Source organism: Flavobacterium rhamnosiphilum (assembly GCF_004349195.1).
Classification (GTDB): Bacteria; Bacteroidota; Bacteroidia; order Flavobacteriales; family Flavobacteriaceae; genus Flavobacterium; species Flavobacterium rhamnosiphilum.
The window spans coordinates 96,026-112,211 of sequence record NZ_SMLG01000006.1; the positions used below are offsets into that span (position 1 = coordinate 96,026).

Below are 16,186 nucleotides of genomic sequence, written 5' to 3' on the forward strand. Positions count from 1 at the left end.
CTAAATTGTATTTGCGTTAATTTTGTCATATTCTCCGTGAGTTCCTATGAATCTAATCCAGACCATTTCGTATTCATAATTTATTTTTACTATTAACCTGTAGTTGTTTCCTTTAATATTAAAAACTACTCGATTCTCATTAAGAATACTTGCGCTTGGATAGGCTGCTTTTATGTCATTAGGGTTTTTCCATTCCGCTTTTTGAGCTTCACGAAACCATGATTTTAATTGTTGCTCACAATCAGAATGATTTTCCCAAAAATCCCTCAATATTTTTTTAGCAACTACTCTCAAATCTTTTTTACAAAGATAATAACAATTTACCAATTTGGGAATAGTTGCATTTTTTTTTTACTTGTTTGTGTATCTGTATTTTGTGAAGTATATTTTAGGGACTTTTTTTACCAAACAAAACTTTGCCAAAGTAAACCAGAACTGTAAGATTTTCAACCGTCATTAGGTATTGCAGATGGAGCAGCACGAGTTATGGATCCGTTGTTTGACGGTATTAATACAGGAAAACACTGGTGTGGGAAGTTTTTGAAAGATTACAATCCGATTCCTTGGTAAAATCTTCGAATTTATAAAATCATTCAACTGTCAGTTCGAGCGCAGTCGAGAACCAATGTTGTATCTCGACTGCGCTTGATGTGGCAAAAAAGAGTTGTCTATTATAGTATTATCTATATCATAAAAACCACAACAGCATTTAATTTTGTCGTGGTTTTTTGTTGCTTAATTTTATGGGAACGGTTTACAAATCCGCAATCAAGGTTTACTGTTTACGATCCGGCGAAGGGTGTCCCGAAAAGACCGACTGCAAGTTCTATCCAAATGAGGAGAAGCGCTGCCAGAATAACTGTACAGAGAATGATTCGATGATCGATTTTTTTTACCTTTCTCATTACAAGCTCACAGATAAGCCCTGTACCGAGCAATAGGACACCAGCGACTACAAAATCGGACTGATTCCAGTTTACTTCATTTGTGAATTGCATTGCTATTAATGGGATGAGCAGTAAAAAAACTACTGTGAGGACAATGCCAATACCTCTTTTGTTTTCCATAATCATAATTTTCAGTTTTAGATATTAATTTGGTTGTACATAATCCGAAAGTGCAGCTTTTAATATTTAATAAGCTTCATTTCCAGGTTTTTACTTAGCAAAGATACATGACTTTGAAATACAAAGTACTTTCTGTTTTAAAAATATTTTGATCGTATGTAATTATTTAGAAGAAAAATATTGTTAGAAAAATCTGGGATTGCAATCCTATTCCTTGGTAATATCCTACTAAGCTTATAAATAAAAACCACAACAGAATTAGATTTTGTTGTGGTGTCAATTTGAGATAAATCAGTTTACTTCCGAACGATTTGGGCCCGTCTATTCTATTGGGTGTAGTTGTTGTTCTTCAAGTATAATAGTCAATTGCTTTGGCACGTTATAACTCTTTACTTCACTTGTCAATTGTGATTGATTTAATTGAATTCTTTCATTCATTTCAGAATTTGATATGCTATCTTTTAGTTTTATGTTTGATAATAATGCTTCGTATACTGCATTTCTATTTGTTTCCTTTCCGCCAACGTGATAAAAATGTTCTTTTGTAGATACAAAACAATTTTTCCAAACCGAGAATACATAATCATTTGTTCTATATTTATTGCTCAACCAAGTTGATAGAATAAATGAAACATTTGATTTGTTTAAACCATTGTTCAAAATTATTTCTTCATCTTCTGTCCAAGAGTCAAAATAGTCGACGTGTCTTCCAATATATGGTGGGTCAGAATAAACAAAATCATTTGGTTTTATTTCATTTAAAGTATCTTTAAAATCTTGATGCTTGAACGTATAATCTCCATTCTCAATAATTTGAGATATATTTTCTACTTGATTTGTGATTTTTGTAACTAATGCTTGAGCAAAACGATTTGGTTTTTTACAAAAAGGTACATTAAATCCACCTTTTTTATTAAAACGCATCATTCCGTTAAAGCAAGAACGACTTAAAAATAAAAAATCAAGAGGATTTGCTTCAAGATTAAATCTTGTTCTTACTTCGTAATAGTATCTACCTTCACTTTCTAATAATTTTTTACCTTCTTCTGTAAGATGTCTTTTTACAATTCCGCTAGTAATTTCTTTGTCTTTGATTGCATTGTAAAACCTAATTAAATGAGGATTACTATCACATAAAAGTGCTTTTTTTGGTCTAACATTAAATGCAACAACACCCGTCCCCATAAATGGTTCTACCCATCTTTCATAGGAAACGTTTTCAACATTTGCTGAAATCCACTCGGTAAGTTTAGATTTTATACCTTGCGATTTTATTGGTGGAACAAATATTTTCATTTACTTTTTCTTTTTTTAGCCCCGTTTCCAACTTTATCAATCAAGTCCGTTCTTCCTTTAAATTCGAGGAAATCCCAAATATTAGTAATTGGCACTGCTTTATTATCCCTTATGATTTTAGCATCGCCATAGTTTATCCAATATTCATCAAACCATTCTTCTCCAAGTTTACTGAAAACACCATTTCCAGCTCTTAAATCATCAATGTTACTCACAGATCCAATATTTGCGGTATTTCCAGAACCTTTTCCATCACTTGCTATTTTCCATTTAGCTACAGCGAAAAAATCAAAATCTTTTATTACTGATGTGATAGATTTTAAGTTCTCAACTTTAGTAATTTCTCTTTCTCCTATTGGATCAATTTGATTACCATAATTTTCTTCAAGTTCATTAACCTGAAAAATTTCTATATCAGATAAATCATCGTCGAAATCTATTCTTGTGTAAATTACGCCTAAACAATAATGTCCGGTATATTGGTTATATGGGAATTGAATGTTTTTCGATTTATCTCTTTCTTTGAAATATGCGCCATAACTACCTAGTGTAAATTTTGCGGACTTATCATCTCTCCTAAATGTTGTTTTTAAATCAAGTGCAAATTTAATTTCATCATTTTCTTTATTAACAAATGTTAAATCTGGATAATAATTTTGATGAGTAGCTAAGATAATCTTATAACCTGCATCATTTGCAAATTTTAAAATTACAGGAAAAATATGAATTTCAAGAATTTTCGAAACAATTTTTGTGTCCGAAGAAATTGTATATATATTTTTGTAGATGTCAATAAACCCTTTGACAGTCCACTCTCCAGTTTCGGTAGAAACATGTTTTTTTAATTCTTCAACAAATTTATTTAAGGATTTCTCAAATTCTGTAATGTATTTCTCTCTAATATTCATGTGTTTATTTTCTAGGAACAAATGTACAAAATGTTAATGCGAATGTTCTGTTATATTCGGTTTTTTACAAATACAGTCAGCTTGTATATAAGTCTGATAAATAATATTCTTTATTTCAAATATATAAATATATAGGTTGCAAAATATCAAATAGACTAATTTATTCCAATTTTTCTTATGGATTTATGATAATTTTTTTGCTTTAAATAACAACACCCACAACAAAATCTCATTCTGTTGTGGGTGTGTTTAGAATATTATTTGAAGAAAGTGTTACATGCTGTAAACTGTCACTGAATACTAATTTTATCCTTCTATCTTAGCAGAAAGCTCAAACCAGCGTTCCTCTTTCTCTTCAATTTTATTGATGATGTTTTTCAATTCGTTAGCTTTCTTTTCAATATCGCTTTCCCCAATTTTCCCGTCTGAGAATAATTGTTCTATACTCGCTTTCTGAATTTCTAAATCTTTGATTTCTCGCTCGATTTTCTGGAATTCTTTTTGTTCGTTGAACGTAAGATTTCCAGTTGGATTATTTTGTTTCCAGTCTTTCTTTTCAGCTTTGTTTTCCTCTTTTTGAGCAACATCAGTACTGTCTTCATAGGCTCTAAAATCAGAATAGTTTCCAGGAAAATCTTCGACCACACCATCACCTCTAAAAATGAATAAGTGATCCACAATTTTATCCATGAAATACCTGTCGTGCGATACTACTACCAGACAACCCGGATAATCCAAAAGGAAACTTTCTAAAACATTCAGCGTCACAATATCCAAATCATTGGTTGGCTCATCCAGAATCAAGAAGTTCGGATTCTGAATCAAAACCGTACACAAGTACAAACGTTTCAATTCTCCACCGCTCAATCGATCGACAAAATCGTATTGTTTTTTAGCATCAAACAAGAAACGCTCTAACAATTGCGAAGCCGAAATCAATTTTCCTTTCATCAACGGAATGAATTCTCCGTATTCCTTAATCACATCAATCACACGCTGACCCGGTTTTGGGTTGATTCCGCTTTGTGTATAGTAACCCACTTTTATCGTTTCGCCAATCACCACTTTTCCACCATCAAGCGGAATAGTTCCGGTCAATAAATTCAAGAAAGTCGATTTCCCGGTTCCGTTTTTTCCAATGATTCCAATGCGTTCGCCACGTTGGAAATCAAAACTGAAATTATCCATGATGACATGATCCTTGAATTTTTTGGAAATTTTGTGAAGCTCGATAATCTTGCTTCCCATACGTTCCATATTAATTTCAAGCTCTACTTTATTTTCACGACGGCGACTTTGCGCTTTTTCCTTAATGTCATAAAAATCATCCTGACGCGATTTCGATTTTGTCGTTCTCGCTTTTGGCTGACGGCGCATCCATTCCAATTCTTTCACAAAAAGATTCTGCGCTTTATCCACACTCGAATTCTCGGAGGCGATGCGTTCCTCTTTTTTCTCTAAATAATAGGAGTAATTTCCTTTGTATTGGTATAATTTTCCGTTGTCCAATTCGATGATTTCGTTACAAACACGCTCCAAGAAGAAACGGTCGTGCGTTACCATAAACAACGTAATATTTTCTTTGGCAAAATAACTTTCCAGCCATTCAATCATTTCTAAATCCAAGTGATTCGTAGGCTCATCCAGAATCAATAAATCAGGACGATTAATCAAAATGATAGCCAGTGACAAACGCTTTTTCTGTCCACCAGAAAGATTTTTCACTTTCAATTTGAAATTTTCCAACTTCAGTTTGAACAAAATTTGCTTGTACTGCGTTTCAAAATCCCACGCATTGTGCTGATCCATTCCGTCAAAAGCTTTTTGGTAGGCTTCTTCATCTTCGGGATTTTCTAATGCTTTTTCATACGCTTCAATCACTTTTAAAGTCTCATTATCCGATGCGAAAATGCTTTCCTCAATCGTTAATTCTTCCTGCAAATTATTATTTTGCGAAAGAAACGCCATTTTGATGCCTTTTCTCAAAACCACTTGTCCGGTATCAGATTCTTCTAAACCATTAATGATACTCATAATAGTCGTTTTTCCAGAACCGTTTTTGGCTATGAAAGCAATTTTTTGATCTTTATTAATTCCAAACGAGATGTCTTTAAACAACGTACGTTCACCAAAAGATTTCGAGATATTTTCAACAGAAAGGTAATTCACTTTGTAAGATATGAGTTATAAATTGAAAGCTATGCCTGCGTTGCGAAACATAACTTTTTTGCAAAAGTAATTCATTTACATCAAGTTTCAAGTTTTTGTGGTTTAAGTAATGTTAAAACTAAAAACGGCAGCCTATTTTTTAGGAGCGAAAGATTCGGGTTTATTTGCAGATATCGTTCCCGCTTTACGTTGCAATCTTTGTTCGTTCCTCTCAAAGGATTTTCACTTCAATCGGGGCTAAGAAGAAACATGTTTTTTGATTTTCAATAAAATAGCGTAAATTTGAGTAGTTAAAAATTTGTATCATAAAAACGGAGACTTTAAAAATCAACATTACGCAAAGAATCTTAAATAGTAACGATAATAAGATTCTTAGTAAAATAGCAAAACTTCTTGATGAAGAAAACAGTGTTGGTTATGACGCAGATGGAAATCCAATTTCTGAAAATGAATACGTAAAGGATATTCATGAGGCTTTGCATCAATTGAATGAAGGGAAGTTAGAAACCTATTCGAGTGAAGAAGTAAAAATAAAAATAGTAGGATAATTTTCTAATTTTTTAATTGGCAAGTTTTCTAATTATATTTGCTCAATGCAACTATCCGTCATCATTCTCAATTACAACGTTCGGTATTTTCTCGAACAATGTGTTTTAAGCGTTCAAAATGCATTAAAAACCATTGATGGCGAGATCATTGTAATCGATAATAATTCTTCCGATGACAGTTGTGCAATGATGCAACAGCATTTTCCAAACGTAAAACTCATTCAAAATAATGAAAATGTAGGTTTTCCAAAAGGCAATAATATTGGTGTAGCCCAAGCCAAAGGAGAATACATTTGCATTCTCAATCCGGATACTGTTGTCGCCGAAGATACGTTTATAAAAATTTTAAATTTTGTCACTTCGAGCGCAGTCGAGAAGAATAATTTAGGAATCTTGGGTTGCAAACTTATCGATGGAGCCGGGAATTTTCTGCCGGAAAGCAAGCGTGGCGTTCCAACACCTTGGGTCGCTTTTACCAAAATCACGGGTTTGTACAAATTATTTCCCAAGTCGGGAACATTCGGGAAGTATTACGCGCAACATTTAAACGAAAACCAAACTGGAAAAGTGGATATTCTCGTGGGTGCTTTTATGGTAATGAAAAGAGATTTATACCTTGAAGTAGGCGGTTTTGATGAAGATTGTTTCATGTATTCGGATGATATTGATTTGTCGTATAGAATTTTACAAAAAGGAAAGTCGAACTATTATTTCCACGAAACCACCGTAATCCATTATAAAGGAGAAAGTACCGTTAAGGACGAAACGTATATGAAGCGTTTTCAGGAAGCCATGCATTTCTTTTACAAAAAGCATTTTCGTGTTTCCGTGTTATTCTCACTTTTTATGAAAACAGGAATTGTCTTTTTCTCTTTGGTAAAAAGGTTTCAAGGGAAACCCTCCCGAAACTTCGGGATAAAAAGCGCTCCAAAATCATATCTGTTGTATTCCTCAAATGAAAAATTAGCAAAAAAACTGGCTTTGATTTTGCAAAAAAAAGTCTCATTTCACGATTTAAAAACAGAAAAAATGGTAATTTCGTCTTCGTTAAGAAGTGGAACGGGGACTGAAATTATTCTGGATAACGAATTCATTTCTTTTAAAGATTGTATGTCGATTCTTGAATCTTCAAGAAATAGAGGATTTACCTTTAAAATCATTCCCAAAAACGCTAATTTTTTAATTGGAAGTAATAATAGTAACGAAAGAGGTGAGATTATGAAAATAGAGTAAAAAATTACATTTAATGTAATTTATATTTGAAATATTTAGTAATTTCGCAAACTGAAAATCAAAATCACCTTTTAGGTTAACAATATGGCAAGATTTGAATTAAAGCTTCCAAAAATGGGAGAAAGCGTTGCAGAAGCAACCATTACAAACTGGTTAAAAGAAGTTGGAGATAAAATTGAAGCTGACGAAGCGGTACTTGAAATTGCTACTGACAAAGTAGACAGCGAAGTGCCAAGTGAAGTTTCGGGTATCTTGATTGAGCAATTGTTTGGTAAAGATGATCTGGTTCAAGTAGGTCAGACTATCGCAATAATTGAAACCGAAGGTGGAGAGCTTGTACCAATTGTTAAAGAAGCTGTAGCCGCTGAGGTTGTTGCTGAAGTAACAAAAACGGTGGATGCCGCCAAAGAAAGTGTTGCGGCTCCAGTAGATTTCTCTGATTCTGAAAAATTCTTATCGCCTTTGGTGAAAAATATTGCCAAAGAAGAAGGGGTTTCTGTTGCAGAATTAGCAGCGATTTCCGGAACAGGAAAAGAAGGAAGAGTAACTAAAAATGATATTTTAGAGTACGTAAAAAATAGAACAAGCCAACCTGTAGCCTCGATAGCTATCGGGACAGCTCCGGTTGCAGCAGTTCAAAAACCAGTTGCAGCTCCAGTTGCTCAAAAAGCGGCTCCGGTATCTGTAAGCGGTGGTGATGAAATTATAGAAATGGACAGAATGCGCAAGCTAATTGCGGGTTACATGGTCGCTTCGGTACAAACTTCGGCTCACGTACAATCGTTTATCGAAGTGGATGTGACGAATATTGTAAAATGGAGAGAGAAAAATAAAAATGCTTTCGAAAAGAGAGAAGGCGAGAAATTGACGTATACGCCAATTTTCATGGAAGCTGTTGCAAAAGCATTGAAAGATTTCCCTGGAATGAATATTTCTGTTGATGGAGATTATATCATCAAAAAGAAAAATATCAACCTTGGAATGGCTGCTTCGTTACCAAACGGAAATTTAATTGTTCCCGTTATTAAAAATGCAGATCAGCTGAATTTGGTAGGAATGGCAAAAGCGGTCAACGATTTAGGAGGTCGTGCAAAAGCTGGAAAACTAAAACCAGACGACACGCAAGGCGGAACTTATACGGTTACGAATGTGGGGACTTTTGGAAGTGTGTTTGGTACGCCAATTATCAATCAGCCGCAAGTGGGAATTTTAGCCCTTGGAGCAATCCGTAAAATGCCGGCAGTAATTGAAACTCCTGAAGGAGATTTTATTGGAATTCGTCAAAAAATGTTCTTGTCGCACAGCTATGATCATAGAGTGGTAGATGGAGCGCTAGGAGGAAGTTTTGTAAAAAGAGTCGCTGAATATTTAGAAGCTTTTGATGTAAACAGAGATTTTTAAAGGTATATAATTACAATTTAAACCCGACCGATTTTTAAAAATCAGTCGGGTTTTTATTTTATTACACGGTTTTAATTACACAAAAAGAGAAGGATTCTTGAAGAAATTATTTGGGGATAATTCGTCAAATTCGTGTTTAACCTATATATTTGTATCCACACAAAATTAAAAAATGGAACTTAAACTCAATAAACCAATTTGCTTTTTCGATCTTGAAACCACAGGAATTGACATTGGAAAAGATAGAATTGTAGAAATCTCAATATTCAAAGTTTTCCCAAACGGAAACAAAGAAAGTAAGACATGGCTGGTTAATCCAACGATTCCAATCCCGCCACAGACAACCGCTGTTCATGGAATTACCGATGAAAAAGTGGCGAATGAGCCTACTTTTAATGAACTGGCGACGCAAGTTTACAATATGATTAAAGACAGTGACTTGGCTGGATTTAATTCAGATCGATTTGATATTCCGTTATTGGCAGAAGAAATGCTACGTGCCGGAGTAGATTTTGATATGAAAAATAGAGTTTCAGTTGATGTACAAACGGTTTTTCATAAAATGGAAGAACGTACCTTGAGCGCGGCACATAAGTTTTATTGCGGGAAAACGCTTGAAAATGCACATTCTGCAGAAGCGGACACCATGGCGACTTATGAAATATTAAAAGCACAACTGGATCGTTATCCGGAACTGGAAAACGATATGAAATCATTATCGGAGTTTACGACAAGAAAGAAAATCGCTGATTTTGCAGGAATGATTGCTTTTGATAAGGATGATGAAGAAATTTTTGCTTTTGGAAAGCACAAAGGAGTGAAAGTGGATAAAATTCTGGAAACAGAGCCCGGTTATTTTAGTTGGATTCAAAATGCGGATTTTCCATTGTATACCAAGAAAGTTTTAACGGCAATCAAACTTAGAAAACTAAATACGAAATAGGTATTAGGATATTGGGTGTTAGGTGTTGGAAGTAAGATATTTTCAAACCTAAAACCTAAAAGCTAAAACCCAAAACCCAAGTTATGAAAATAATCTGCATCGGTAGAAATTACACCAATCATATAGAGGAATTGCGTAACGAAAGACCAACGGAACCTGTGGTTTTTATGAAGCCGGATTCGGCCGTTTTGTTGAAGCAGCATCCATTTGTAATCCCGGAATTTTCGGAAGATATTCACCACGAAATTGAAATTATTGTCAAAATAAATAAAGTGGGGAAATACATCGAACCTAAGTTTGCCCATAAATATTATGACGAAATCAGTGTCGGAATTGACTTTACGGCTCGCGATTTACAGGATAAATTAAAAGCAAAAGGGTTGCCTTGGGAAAAAGCAAAAGCATTTGACGGTTCGGCAGTTATAGGAGAATTTTTACCTAAAAATCAATTTAGTTCATTAGAAAATATTACTTTTGAATTAACCAACAACAATAAAACGGTACAAATTGGTAATTCCAGCCTTATGTTGTGGAAAATTGATGAGCTTATTTCGTACGTTTCTCAGTTTTTTACGTTAAAAATTGGCGATATTATTTTTACAGGAACTCCGGAAGGAGTTGCTGCAGTAAAGCCGGATGACGTTTTGGAAGGATTTTTAGAGGGACAACAACTATTTAGAATACAGGTAAAATAATGGCTATAAATTACAACCTTTCAAAAGTGTACGCACTTTCAGACAACGATCCAGAATTTGTGAATGAAATTTTGACTTTGTTTGTTACTGAAGTTCCAGACGATTTACTTCAAATTAAAGAAGGAATAAAAAAGAAAGACCACAAGCATGCTTATGCTTATGCACACAAGATAAAACCTACGCTTGATTTAATGGGTTTAAATATGGCTTTTGAAGAGATTCTCCAAGTTGAAGCCTGGACTAAAGCCGAAGGTAAAAAGAAAGACATTAAAGAAACTTTTAAGAGCGTAAAAAACCAAGTTAACGACGCTATCAAAGAAATCAAAAAAGATTTCGATTTGTAATATTGGGGCGTGACCCGCTGAAAAAGCGGGTCGGGCTATCCGTTACAATCTCCCGGAAAAACGGGAGGATTTTCACTTTTATCCCTCACGCAAAAAAAAACGGAATGTATTATTTTACACATTCCTCTTTTTAGATTGCAATCTCATAAAAAAAAACATCACAAAAAAATGAAAGCAACCATAGTTACCATTGGTGACGAAATTTTAATAGGCCAAATTGTTGATACGAATTCTGGTTTTATAGCTAAGTCGTTAGATAAAATTGGTGTTGAAATCAATGAAATGATTTCGATTAGTGATGATAAAAAACACATTCTAGATACGTTTGCAGCGCTTCAAAACAAAGTCGATTTGGTTATTATAACTGGAGGTTTAGGACCTACAAAAGATGATATTACTAAGAAAACATTTTGTGATTATTTTGAAGATGAATTGGTTGTTGATCAAAAAGTGCTGGCTCATGTTACGCAACTTATAGAAGGTTTTTATAAACGAACCATTACGCAAATCAATAAAGATCAGGCACTGGTTCCGTCAAAATGTACGGTGCTTCACAATCAGGTAGGTACTGCGCCAGGAATGTGGATGAAAAAGGAGAATACCGTTTTTATTTCGCTTCCCGGAGTTCCTTACGAAATGAAGTATTTAGTGGAGCATGAAATTATTCCAAAAGTTGTTAGAGAGTATAAACGCCCTTATATTATCCATAAAACAATTCTCACGTACGGACAAGGCGAAAGTATGGTGGCGGAACGAATAGAGGATTGGGAAAATAACCTTCCTGAATTTATTAAGTTGGCTTATTTGCCTGCACCGGGAAGAGTTCGTTTGCGTCTTTCGGCCCGTGGCACCGATAAAGAAAAATTAGAAGTTGCTCTTGCCGAAAATGTAAACTCGCTGGATGCCATAATCCATGATATTATTGTTGGTTTTGACGATGATGAAACCTTAGAAGTTGTAGTAGGAAAAATGCTGGCAAAGCAAAATAAAACGATTTCCACCGCCGAGAGTTGTACCGGAGGTAATATTGCAGCAGTATTGACATCGGTTTCGGGTTCTTCAAAATATTTTAAAGGAAGTGTGGTTTCGTACGCAACAGCCGTTAAAATAGATGTTTTGGGTATTCCGGAAAGCCTCATAAAAGAAAATTCGGTGGTGAGTAGAGAAGTAGTTTCGGCCATGGCTTTGAACATAAAAAAGATGATGAAAACAGATTATGCAATTGCGACAACTGGGAACGCAGGACCGTTAAAAGGAGACTCAAATGCAGAAGTTGGAGCTGTTTTTATCGCATTGGCAACACCAAGCGAAGTAATTGTTGAAGAATTTAATTTTGGCCAACCCCGTGAAAAAGTGATAGATAGAGCTGTAATTAAAAGTTTAGAACTATTACAGAAAGAAATTTTAAAAAATGTGTAGTAAATTTGTTGCTTAATAGGTTTATTTTTCTTTTCTTTGCACCCTGATTTTGAATAACGATAAAAGATAAGTATAATGTCAAGAGTTTGTGACCTTACAGGTAAAAGAGCGATGGTAGGAAATAACGTTTCTCACGCTATGAACAAAACTAAGAGAAAATTTTCTGTGAACTTAGTTAAAAAGCGTTTTTATCTTCCAGAAGAAGATAGATGGATTACTCTAAGAGTAGCTGCATCTACGATAAAAACAATTAATAAAAATGGAATCGCTGCAGTTTTGAAAAAAGCGCAGTCAGAAGGATTTATTAAATAATCCATTCCAAAATAAAAAAATAGCAAGATGGCAAAGAAAGGTAATAGAATCCAGGTAATTTTAGAATGTACTGAGCACAAGACTTCAGGTGTTGCAGGAACTTCAAGATACATAACAACAAAGAACAAAAAAAATACACCAGACAGATTAGAGATTAAAAAATTTAATCCAATCTTGAAACGTGTAACTGTTCACAAAGAAATTAAATAATAATTAGAGATTTTAATAAAAATCTCAAATGGTCACATTTGAAGATTTTATTTAAATTTAAATAACATTTGAATCATGGCAAAGAAAACCGTAGCATCGTTACAAACATCTTCTAAGAGATTATCAAAAGCCATCAAAATGGTGAAATCTCCAAAAACAGGTGCATATACATTCGTAGAATCTATTATGGCTCCTGAAGCTGTTGATGAATTCTTGAAAAAGAAATAATTAACAATCACATTATATAGAAAAGCTACTTTCATTCGGAAGTAGCTTTTTTATTTTTTATATTTGTCTAAAATTTTATAGAAGCACAGTAAATTGTCCTCTTTAATTTTTCAGACTTCAGATTGTTTGAAAATCTAAGAAGTCTAACAATCTAATAATCTAAAAAGAAATGAGTTTTTTCAAAAGAATATTTTCATCAGAGAAAAAAGAAACATTAGACAAGAGTCTTGAAAAATCAAAAACAAATTTCTTTTCGAAGCTAACCAAAGCTGTTGCCGGAAAGTCAAAAGTTGATGAGGAAGTTTTAGATAATTTAGAGGAAATCCTTGTTGCCTCAGATGTTGGTGTGAATACTACATTAAAAATAATTACCAGAATCGAAAATCGTGTTGCTTCAGATAAATACCTTGGTATAGAAGAACTCAATCAAATTCTTAGAGAAGAAATTGCTGCTTTATTATCAGAGACAAATACTGGAGAAGCCACTGAGTTTGTAATCCCGATAGCTATCGGGACAGTTCAGAGCAAGCCTTATGTTTTAATGGTGGTTGGGGTAAATGGAGTTGGAAAAACGACTACCATTGGTAAATTAGCCTATCAGTTTAAAAAAGCAGGTTATAATGTGGTTCTTGGTGCAGCCGATACTTTTCGTGCCGCTGCCATTGACCAATTGCAAATATGGGCGGATAGAGTAGGCGTTCCTATTGTTCGTCAAGATATGGGAAGTGATCCGGCTTCGGTAGCTTTTGATACGTTACAATCAGCAGTGGCACAAAATGCCGATATTGTCATTATTGATACTGCAGGTCGTTTGCATAATAAAATTAATTTAATGAACGAATTGACCAAAGTAAAACGAGTGATGCAAAAAGTTGTTGGTGATGCACCACATGATGTGTTATTAGTTTTGGATGGATCAACTGGTCAGAATGCTTTTGAACAAGCGAAACAATTTACAGCAGCTACAGAGGTTACTTGTTTAGCCGTTACGAAACTGGACGGAACTGCAAAAGGCGGTGTAGTAATTGGTATCTCAGATCAATTTCAAATTCCTGTAAAATATATTGGTGTAGGAGAAGGAATTGAGGATCTTCAGGTTTTTAATAAGTATGAGTTTGTAGATAGTTTTTTTAAATAATAATTAGAATGGATTTTTCTTCTTTAAAAAACACACCTCCGATGTATCTCTATTTAGTGAGCATCATTTCTTTTATATTGGCAAATCTTATTCGAGATAAAAGTCTTGGTTTTTATTATTTTTTGTTGATAATAGGATTGGTTTTCTTTGTTTTAGGTTTTATGAGACGTTTGAAAACCAAGTAGGCTTATTGGTATAAAGCACTAATTTTTTGCCCCAAAGTTTCATCAAAATCGGATAACGCGAAAGTTGGATTATCAGGAGTTGCAAGATCTCCCATTCTGATAACGACCATTTTCTTGCTTGGAATAACATAGATTTTTTGATCGTTTTTCCCCAGTGCCATATACATATCGGCTGGAGCTGTTGGTATCAAGCTGCCATTGAACTGAAGTTGACTTTGTAGCAAATGATAACTTGATTTTCCATTCAGCCACCATAAATAGCCATATCCCAGATTTATAGTTTGTGAAGTGTTTGTGGCTTCATTAAGATAATTTTCATTCACTAGCGTATTGCTTTCCCATTTTCCTTTGTTGGATATTAACAAGCCAAAGCGTGCCATGGAGCGGGTTGTACTTCCATAAACGGAATTATTACCAAGTTGAAACCATGCGCCATCCATCCCTATTTTATCTTTCAATTTGGTATTGAAATAGATATTCCAAGTTTGACCGCTGGCTTGAGCAATAACATCCTGTAATTTTACATATACATTATGATACGCCCAACGTGTTCCTGCATCGGCTTTGTATTTTAGGTTTACTGGATCAACATCATCCGTACTATCATCTAATCCGGAAGTCATATTGAGTAAATGCTTGTTTGTAATCAAGTTTTCTTTTGCTAAAGGCAAGCTGGTCCAACCGGCTCCTATGTATTGCGAAACTTTATTGTTGATGTTGATTAGGTTTTCTTGTTGAGCAATTCCTGTTACAGTTGCTGTCAGTGTTTTTCCTGCGCTTGCCCAATACCAATTACTTGTTGCGGAATGATCGTTGAAATAATTTTCCATTACGATTCTTCCGTTAACAAGAATGATAAAAGATTTTGAATTTTTGAGTTCCAAATAATCTAATAACGGTTGCACGGCAGTTTGTTTCCAACCTAAACTCGCAATAGATTTTGTTTCCCAAGTTGTACCGGTTAGAGGTGGGAAATAGAGTGTTTCTGCAGGTGTTGGAGTAGGAGTTGGTTCAACAGTATCGGAACTGCAGCTGCTGCAAAAGAATACGATGAGGAAACTGTAGATTATTTTTGACATCTTGCTACTGATTTATTTCTAATTCCTTTAAGACCAAAAATATAGAAAATAGTTTAATGTGTTTCTACTATTTTTGTTTTCTTTGAATTTAATAAGAGTAACTTTGTATTTAGAATAAACATGATTTAACCCGAATTTCCTAGCCCTGATGGAAGCGGCATCCTTTTTCTTGAATTCTGACGAAGGATGAATTTCAAGATAAAGATATAGCGGACAGCAGGAAACAGCTCCTAAAAATAATAATTATATGAAAAACACATTTAGCATTCTTTTTATAGCATTCCTTTTTGTGGGATGTCAGCAAAAGATTAAGCCTACAGATATTTCTAAAATAAACGGATATTGGGAAATTGAAAAAGTTGTTTTTGATGCCGGAAAAGACAAGGATTATGGCATGAATGAAAGTTATGATTTTTTTAAAATAGATAATAATAAAGGGATTCGGAAGAAAGTGATGCCACAATTGGATGGGACTTTTTTAGTGAATGATGTTTATGAAAACGTAACGGTGCGATTTGCCGATGACAAAGTATTTTTGGATTATTCGACACCTTATATGAAATGGAGTGAGGAGTTAATTGCTTTGTCAGCGGAAGAATTAGTGCTGTTGAACAAGGAAAAAATAGAATATCATTACAAGAAAGCAACACCAATAAATTTACTGGGCGATGGCAAAAAGGCTAAATAATCAAAGTACGATAGGGGATGTTTTGAAACAAATTATCCAAGTGAATAAACTGCAACCCGGAATGGATCAAATAGACGTGAAAGATGCGTGGAAAAATCTTATGGGAAATGGTGTGAATAATTACACTAAAAATGTGGTTTTGAAAGGAAGCACTTTGTATGTTGAATTGAGCTCTTCAGTATTAAGGGAGGAATTAAGCCACGGCAGATCAAAAATTGTGGCTATGATTAACGAGGAATTGAGACGTGATGTAGTGAAGGACGTAGTTTTACGATAGACTTTTTTAGACTTCTTAGATTTTTAGATAATTAGACATTTTAGAT

General features: G+C 34.3%; 18 protein-coding genes. 12 read left to right on the top strand and 6 right to left on the bottom strand.

What is annotated here, in order from left to right:
• The 5 genes from E0I26_RS09525 to E0I26_RS09550 all read right to left on the bottom strand — a co-directional run bounded on the left by E0I26_RS09525 (position 1) and on the right by E0I26_RS09550 (position 5,440).
• Positions 1-294, bottom strand: coding sequence for a type II toxin-antitoxin system HigB family toxin (locus E0I26_RS09525; RefSeq protein WP_131916253.1), 294 nt, complete (start codon positions 292-294; stop codon positions 1-3).
• Positions 295-782: 488 nt separating this feature from the next.
• Positions 783-1,067, bottom strand: coding sequence for a hypothetical protein (locus E0I26_RS09535; protein WP_205728792.1), 285 nt, complete (start codon positions 1,065-1,067; stop codon positions 783-785).
• 321 nt (positions 1,068-1,388) lie between these two features.
• Positions 1,389-2,363, bottom strand: a complete 975-nt coding sequence (locus tag E0I26_RS09540; RefSeq protein ID WP_131916255.1) for a Dam family site-specific DNA-(adenine-N6)-methyltransferase — start codon at positions 2,361-2,363, stop codon at positions 1,389-1,391.
• Positions 2,360-3,271, bottom strand: a complete 912-nt coding sequence (locus E0I26_RS09545) for a type II restriction endonuclease (RefSeq protein ID WP_131916256.1) — start codon at positions 3,269-3,271, stop codon at positions 2,360-2,362. Before E0I26_RS09545 ends, E0I26_RS09540 begins: the two co-directional genes overlap by 4 nt.
• A 306-nt stretch (positions 3,272-3,577) precedes the next feature.
• The gene (locus E0I26_RS09550; RefSeq protein ID WP_131916257.1) at positions 3,578-5,440 is read right to left on the bottom strand and encodes an ABC-F family ATP-binding cassette domain-containing protein; all 1,863 of its coding nucleotides are present in this window, start codon (positions 5,438-5,440) and stop codon (positions 3,578-3,580) included.
• Between the two features lie 593 nt (positions 5,441-6,033).
• Here E0I26_RS09550 and E0I26_RS09555 point away from each other — a divergent pair.
• From E0I26_RS09555 to ftsY, 10 genes are all read left to right on the top strand, one after another.
• Complete coding sequence (locus E0I26_RS09555; protein WP_131916258.1) at positions 6,034-7,221, top strand: glycosyltransferase family 2 protein; 1,188 nt, start codon at positions 6,034-6,036, stop codon at positions 7,219-7,221.
• 84 nt (positions 7,222-7,305) lie between these two features.
• Entirely contained in the window at positions 7,306-8,622 is a 1,317-nt protein-coding gene (locus E0I26_RS09560) for a dihydrolipoamide acetyltransferase family protein (RefSeq protein WP_131916259.1), read from the top strand.
• Positions 8,623-8,794: 172 nt separating this feature from the next.
• Positions 8,795-9,565 (top strand): 3'-5' exonuclease, encoded by a 771-nt coding sequence (locus E0I26_RS09565; RefSeq protein WP_131916260.1) that lies wholly within the window; start codon positions 8,795-8,797, stop codon positions 9,563-9,565.
• 83 nt (positions 9,566-9,648) lie between these two features.
• Entirely contained in the window at positions 9,649-10,260 is a 612-nt protein-coding gene (locus E0I26_RS09570) for a fumarylacetoacetate hydrolase family protein (RefSeq protein ID WP_131916261.1), read from the top strand.
• Complete coding sequence (locus E0I26_RS09575) at positions 10,260-10,604, top strand: Hpt domain-containing protein (protein ID WP_131916262.1); 345 nt, start codon at positions 10,260-10,262, stop codon at positions 10,602-10,604. The genes E0I26_RS09570 and E0I26_RS09575 overlap by 1 nt, the downstream gene beginning before the upstream one ends.
• 168 nt (positions 10,605-10,772) lie before the next feature.
• Positions 10,773-12,023: a CinA family nicotinamide mononucleotide deamidase-related protein gene (locus E0I26_RS09580; protein WP_131916263.1), complete on the top strand. Its 1,251-nt coding sequence runs from the start codon at positions 10,773-10,775 to the stop codon at positions 12,021-12,023.
• A gap of 75 nt (positions 12,024-12,098) precedes the next feature.
• On the top strand, positions 12,099-12,335 hold the full coding sequence (rpmB, locus tag E0I26_RS09585; protein ID WP_024980263.1) for a 50S ribosomal protein L28: 237 nt from the start codon (positions 12,099-12,101) through the stop codon (positions 12,333-12,335).
• A 27-nt stretch (positions 12,336-12,362) separates the two neighbouring features.
• On the top strand, positions 12,363-12,545 hold the full coding sequence (gene rpmG / locus E0I26_RS09590) for a 50S ribosomal protein L33 (RefSeq protein ID WP_017495179.1): 183 nt from the start codon (positions 12,363-12,365) through the stop codon (positions 12,543-12,545).
• 75 nt (positions 12,546-12,620) lie between these two features.
• On the top strand, positions 12,621-12,773 hold the full coding sequence (locus E0I26_RS09595) for a DUF4295 domain-containing protein (protein WP_073370281.1): 153 nt from the start codon (positions 12,621-12,623) through the stop codon (positions 12,771-12,773).
• Between the two features lie 169 nt (positions 12,774-12,942).
• Complete coding sequence (gene ftsY, locus E0I26_RS09600; protein ID WP_131916264.1) at positions 12,943-13,911, top strand: signal recognition particle-docking protein FtsY; 969 nt, start codon at positions 12,943-12,945, stop codon at positions 13,909-13,911.
• 187 nt (positions 13,912-14,098) lie between these two features.
• Here ftsY and E0I26_RS09605 read toward each other — a convergent pair whose 3' ends face one another.
• On the bottom strand, positions 14,099-15,175 hold the full coding sequence (locus tag E0I26_RS09605; RefSeq protein ID WP_131916265.1) for a serine hydrolase domain-containing protein: 1,077 nt from the start codon (positions 15,173-15,175) through the stop codon (positions 14,099-14,101).
• A 247-nt stretch (positions 15,176-15,422) separates the two neighbouring features.
• Between E0I26_RS09605 and E0I26_RS09610 the strand changes: the two genes are divergently transcribed.
• Together E0I26_RS09610 and E0I26_RS09615 are read left to right on the top strand one after the other, a co-directional pair.
• A complete protein-coding gene (locus E0I26_RS09610) occupies positions 15,423-15,863 on the top strand; it encodes a hypothetical protein (protein ID WP_131916266.1) in 441 nt (146 codons plus the stop codon).
• Positions 15,844-16,140, top strand: coding sequence for a DUF721 domain-containing protein (locus E0I26_RS09615; protein ID WP_099715934.1), 297 nt, complete (start codon positions 15,844-15,846; stop codon positions 16,138-16,140). The genes E0I26_RS09610 and E0I26_RS09615 overlap by 20 nt, the downstream gene beginning before the upstream one ends.
• Positions 16,141-16,186: the final 46 nt, after the last annotated feature.

Excerpts from the sequence above, each read along its gene's own strand:
- E0I26_RS09570 (WP_131916261.1), top strand. The coding sequence starts at position 9,649 with ATGAAAATAATCTGCATCGGTAGAAATTACACCAATCATATAGAGGAA.
- E0I26_RS09610 (WP_131916266.1), top strand. The coding sequence starts at position 15,423 with ATGAAAAACACATTTAGCATTCTTTTTATAGCATTCCTTTTTGTGGGA.
- E0I26_RS09540 (WP_131916255.1), bottom strand. The coding sequence starts at position 2,363 with ATGAAAATATTTGTTCCACCAATAAAATCGCAAGGTATAAAATCTAAA.
- E0I26_RS09605 (WP_131916265.1), bottom strand. The coding sequence starts at position 15,175 with ATGTCAAAAATAATCTACAGTTTCCTCATCGTATTCTTTTGCAGCAGC.
- E0I26_RS09595 (WP_073370281.1), top strand. The coding sequence starts at position 12,621 with ATGGCAAAGAAAACCGTAGCATCGTTACAAACATCTTCTAAGAGATTA.
- rpmB (WP_024980263.1), top strand. The coding sequence starts at position 12,099 with ATGTCAAGAGTTTGTGACCTTACAGGTAAAAGAGCGATGGTAGGAAAT.
- ftsY (WP_131916264.1), top strand. The coding sequence starts at position 12,943 with ATGAGTTTTTTCAAAAGAATATTTTCATCAGAGAAAAAAGAAACATTA.
- E0I26_RS09535 (WP_205728792.1), bottom strand. The coding sequence starts at position 1,067 with ATGGAAAACAAAAGAGGTATTGGCATTGTCCTCACAGTAGTTTTTTTA.
- E0I26_RS09580 (WP_131916263.1), top strand. The coding sequence starts at position 10,773 with ATGAAAGCAACCATAGTTACCATTGGTGACGAAATTTTAATAGGCCAA.
- E0I26_RS09575 (WP_131916262.1), top strand. The coding sequence starts at position 10,260 with ATGGCTATAAATTACAACCTTTCAAAAGTGTACGCACTTTCAGACAAC.
- rpmG (WP_017495179.1), top strand. The coding sequence starts at position 12,363 with ATGGCAAAGAAAGGTAATAGAATCCAGGTAATTTTAGAATGTACTGAG.
- E0I26_RS09545 (WP_131916256.1), bottom strand. The coding sequence starts at position 3,271 with ATGAATATTAGAGAGAAATACATTACAGAATTTGAGAAATCCTTAAAT.
- E0I26_RS09615 (WP_099715934.1), top strand. The coding sequence starts at position 15,844 with ATGGCAAAAAGGCTAAATAATCAAAGTACGATAGGGGATGTTTTGAAA.
- E0I26_RS09565 (WP_131916260.1), top strand. The coding sequence starts at position 8,795 with ATGGAACTTAAACTCAATAAACCAATTTGCTTTTTCGATCTTGAAACC.
- E0I26_RS09560 (WP_131916259.1), top strand. The coding sequence starts at position 7,306 with ATGGCAAGATTTGAATTAAAGCTTCCAAAAATGGGAGAAAGCGTTGCA.
- E0I26_RS09555 (WP_131916258.1), top strand. The coding sequence starts at position 6,034 with ATGCAACTATCCGTCATCATTCTCAATTACAACGTTCGGTATTTTCTC.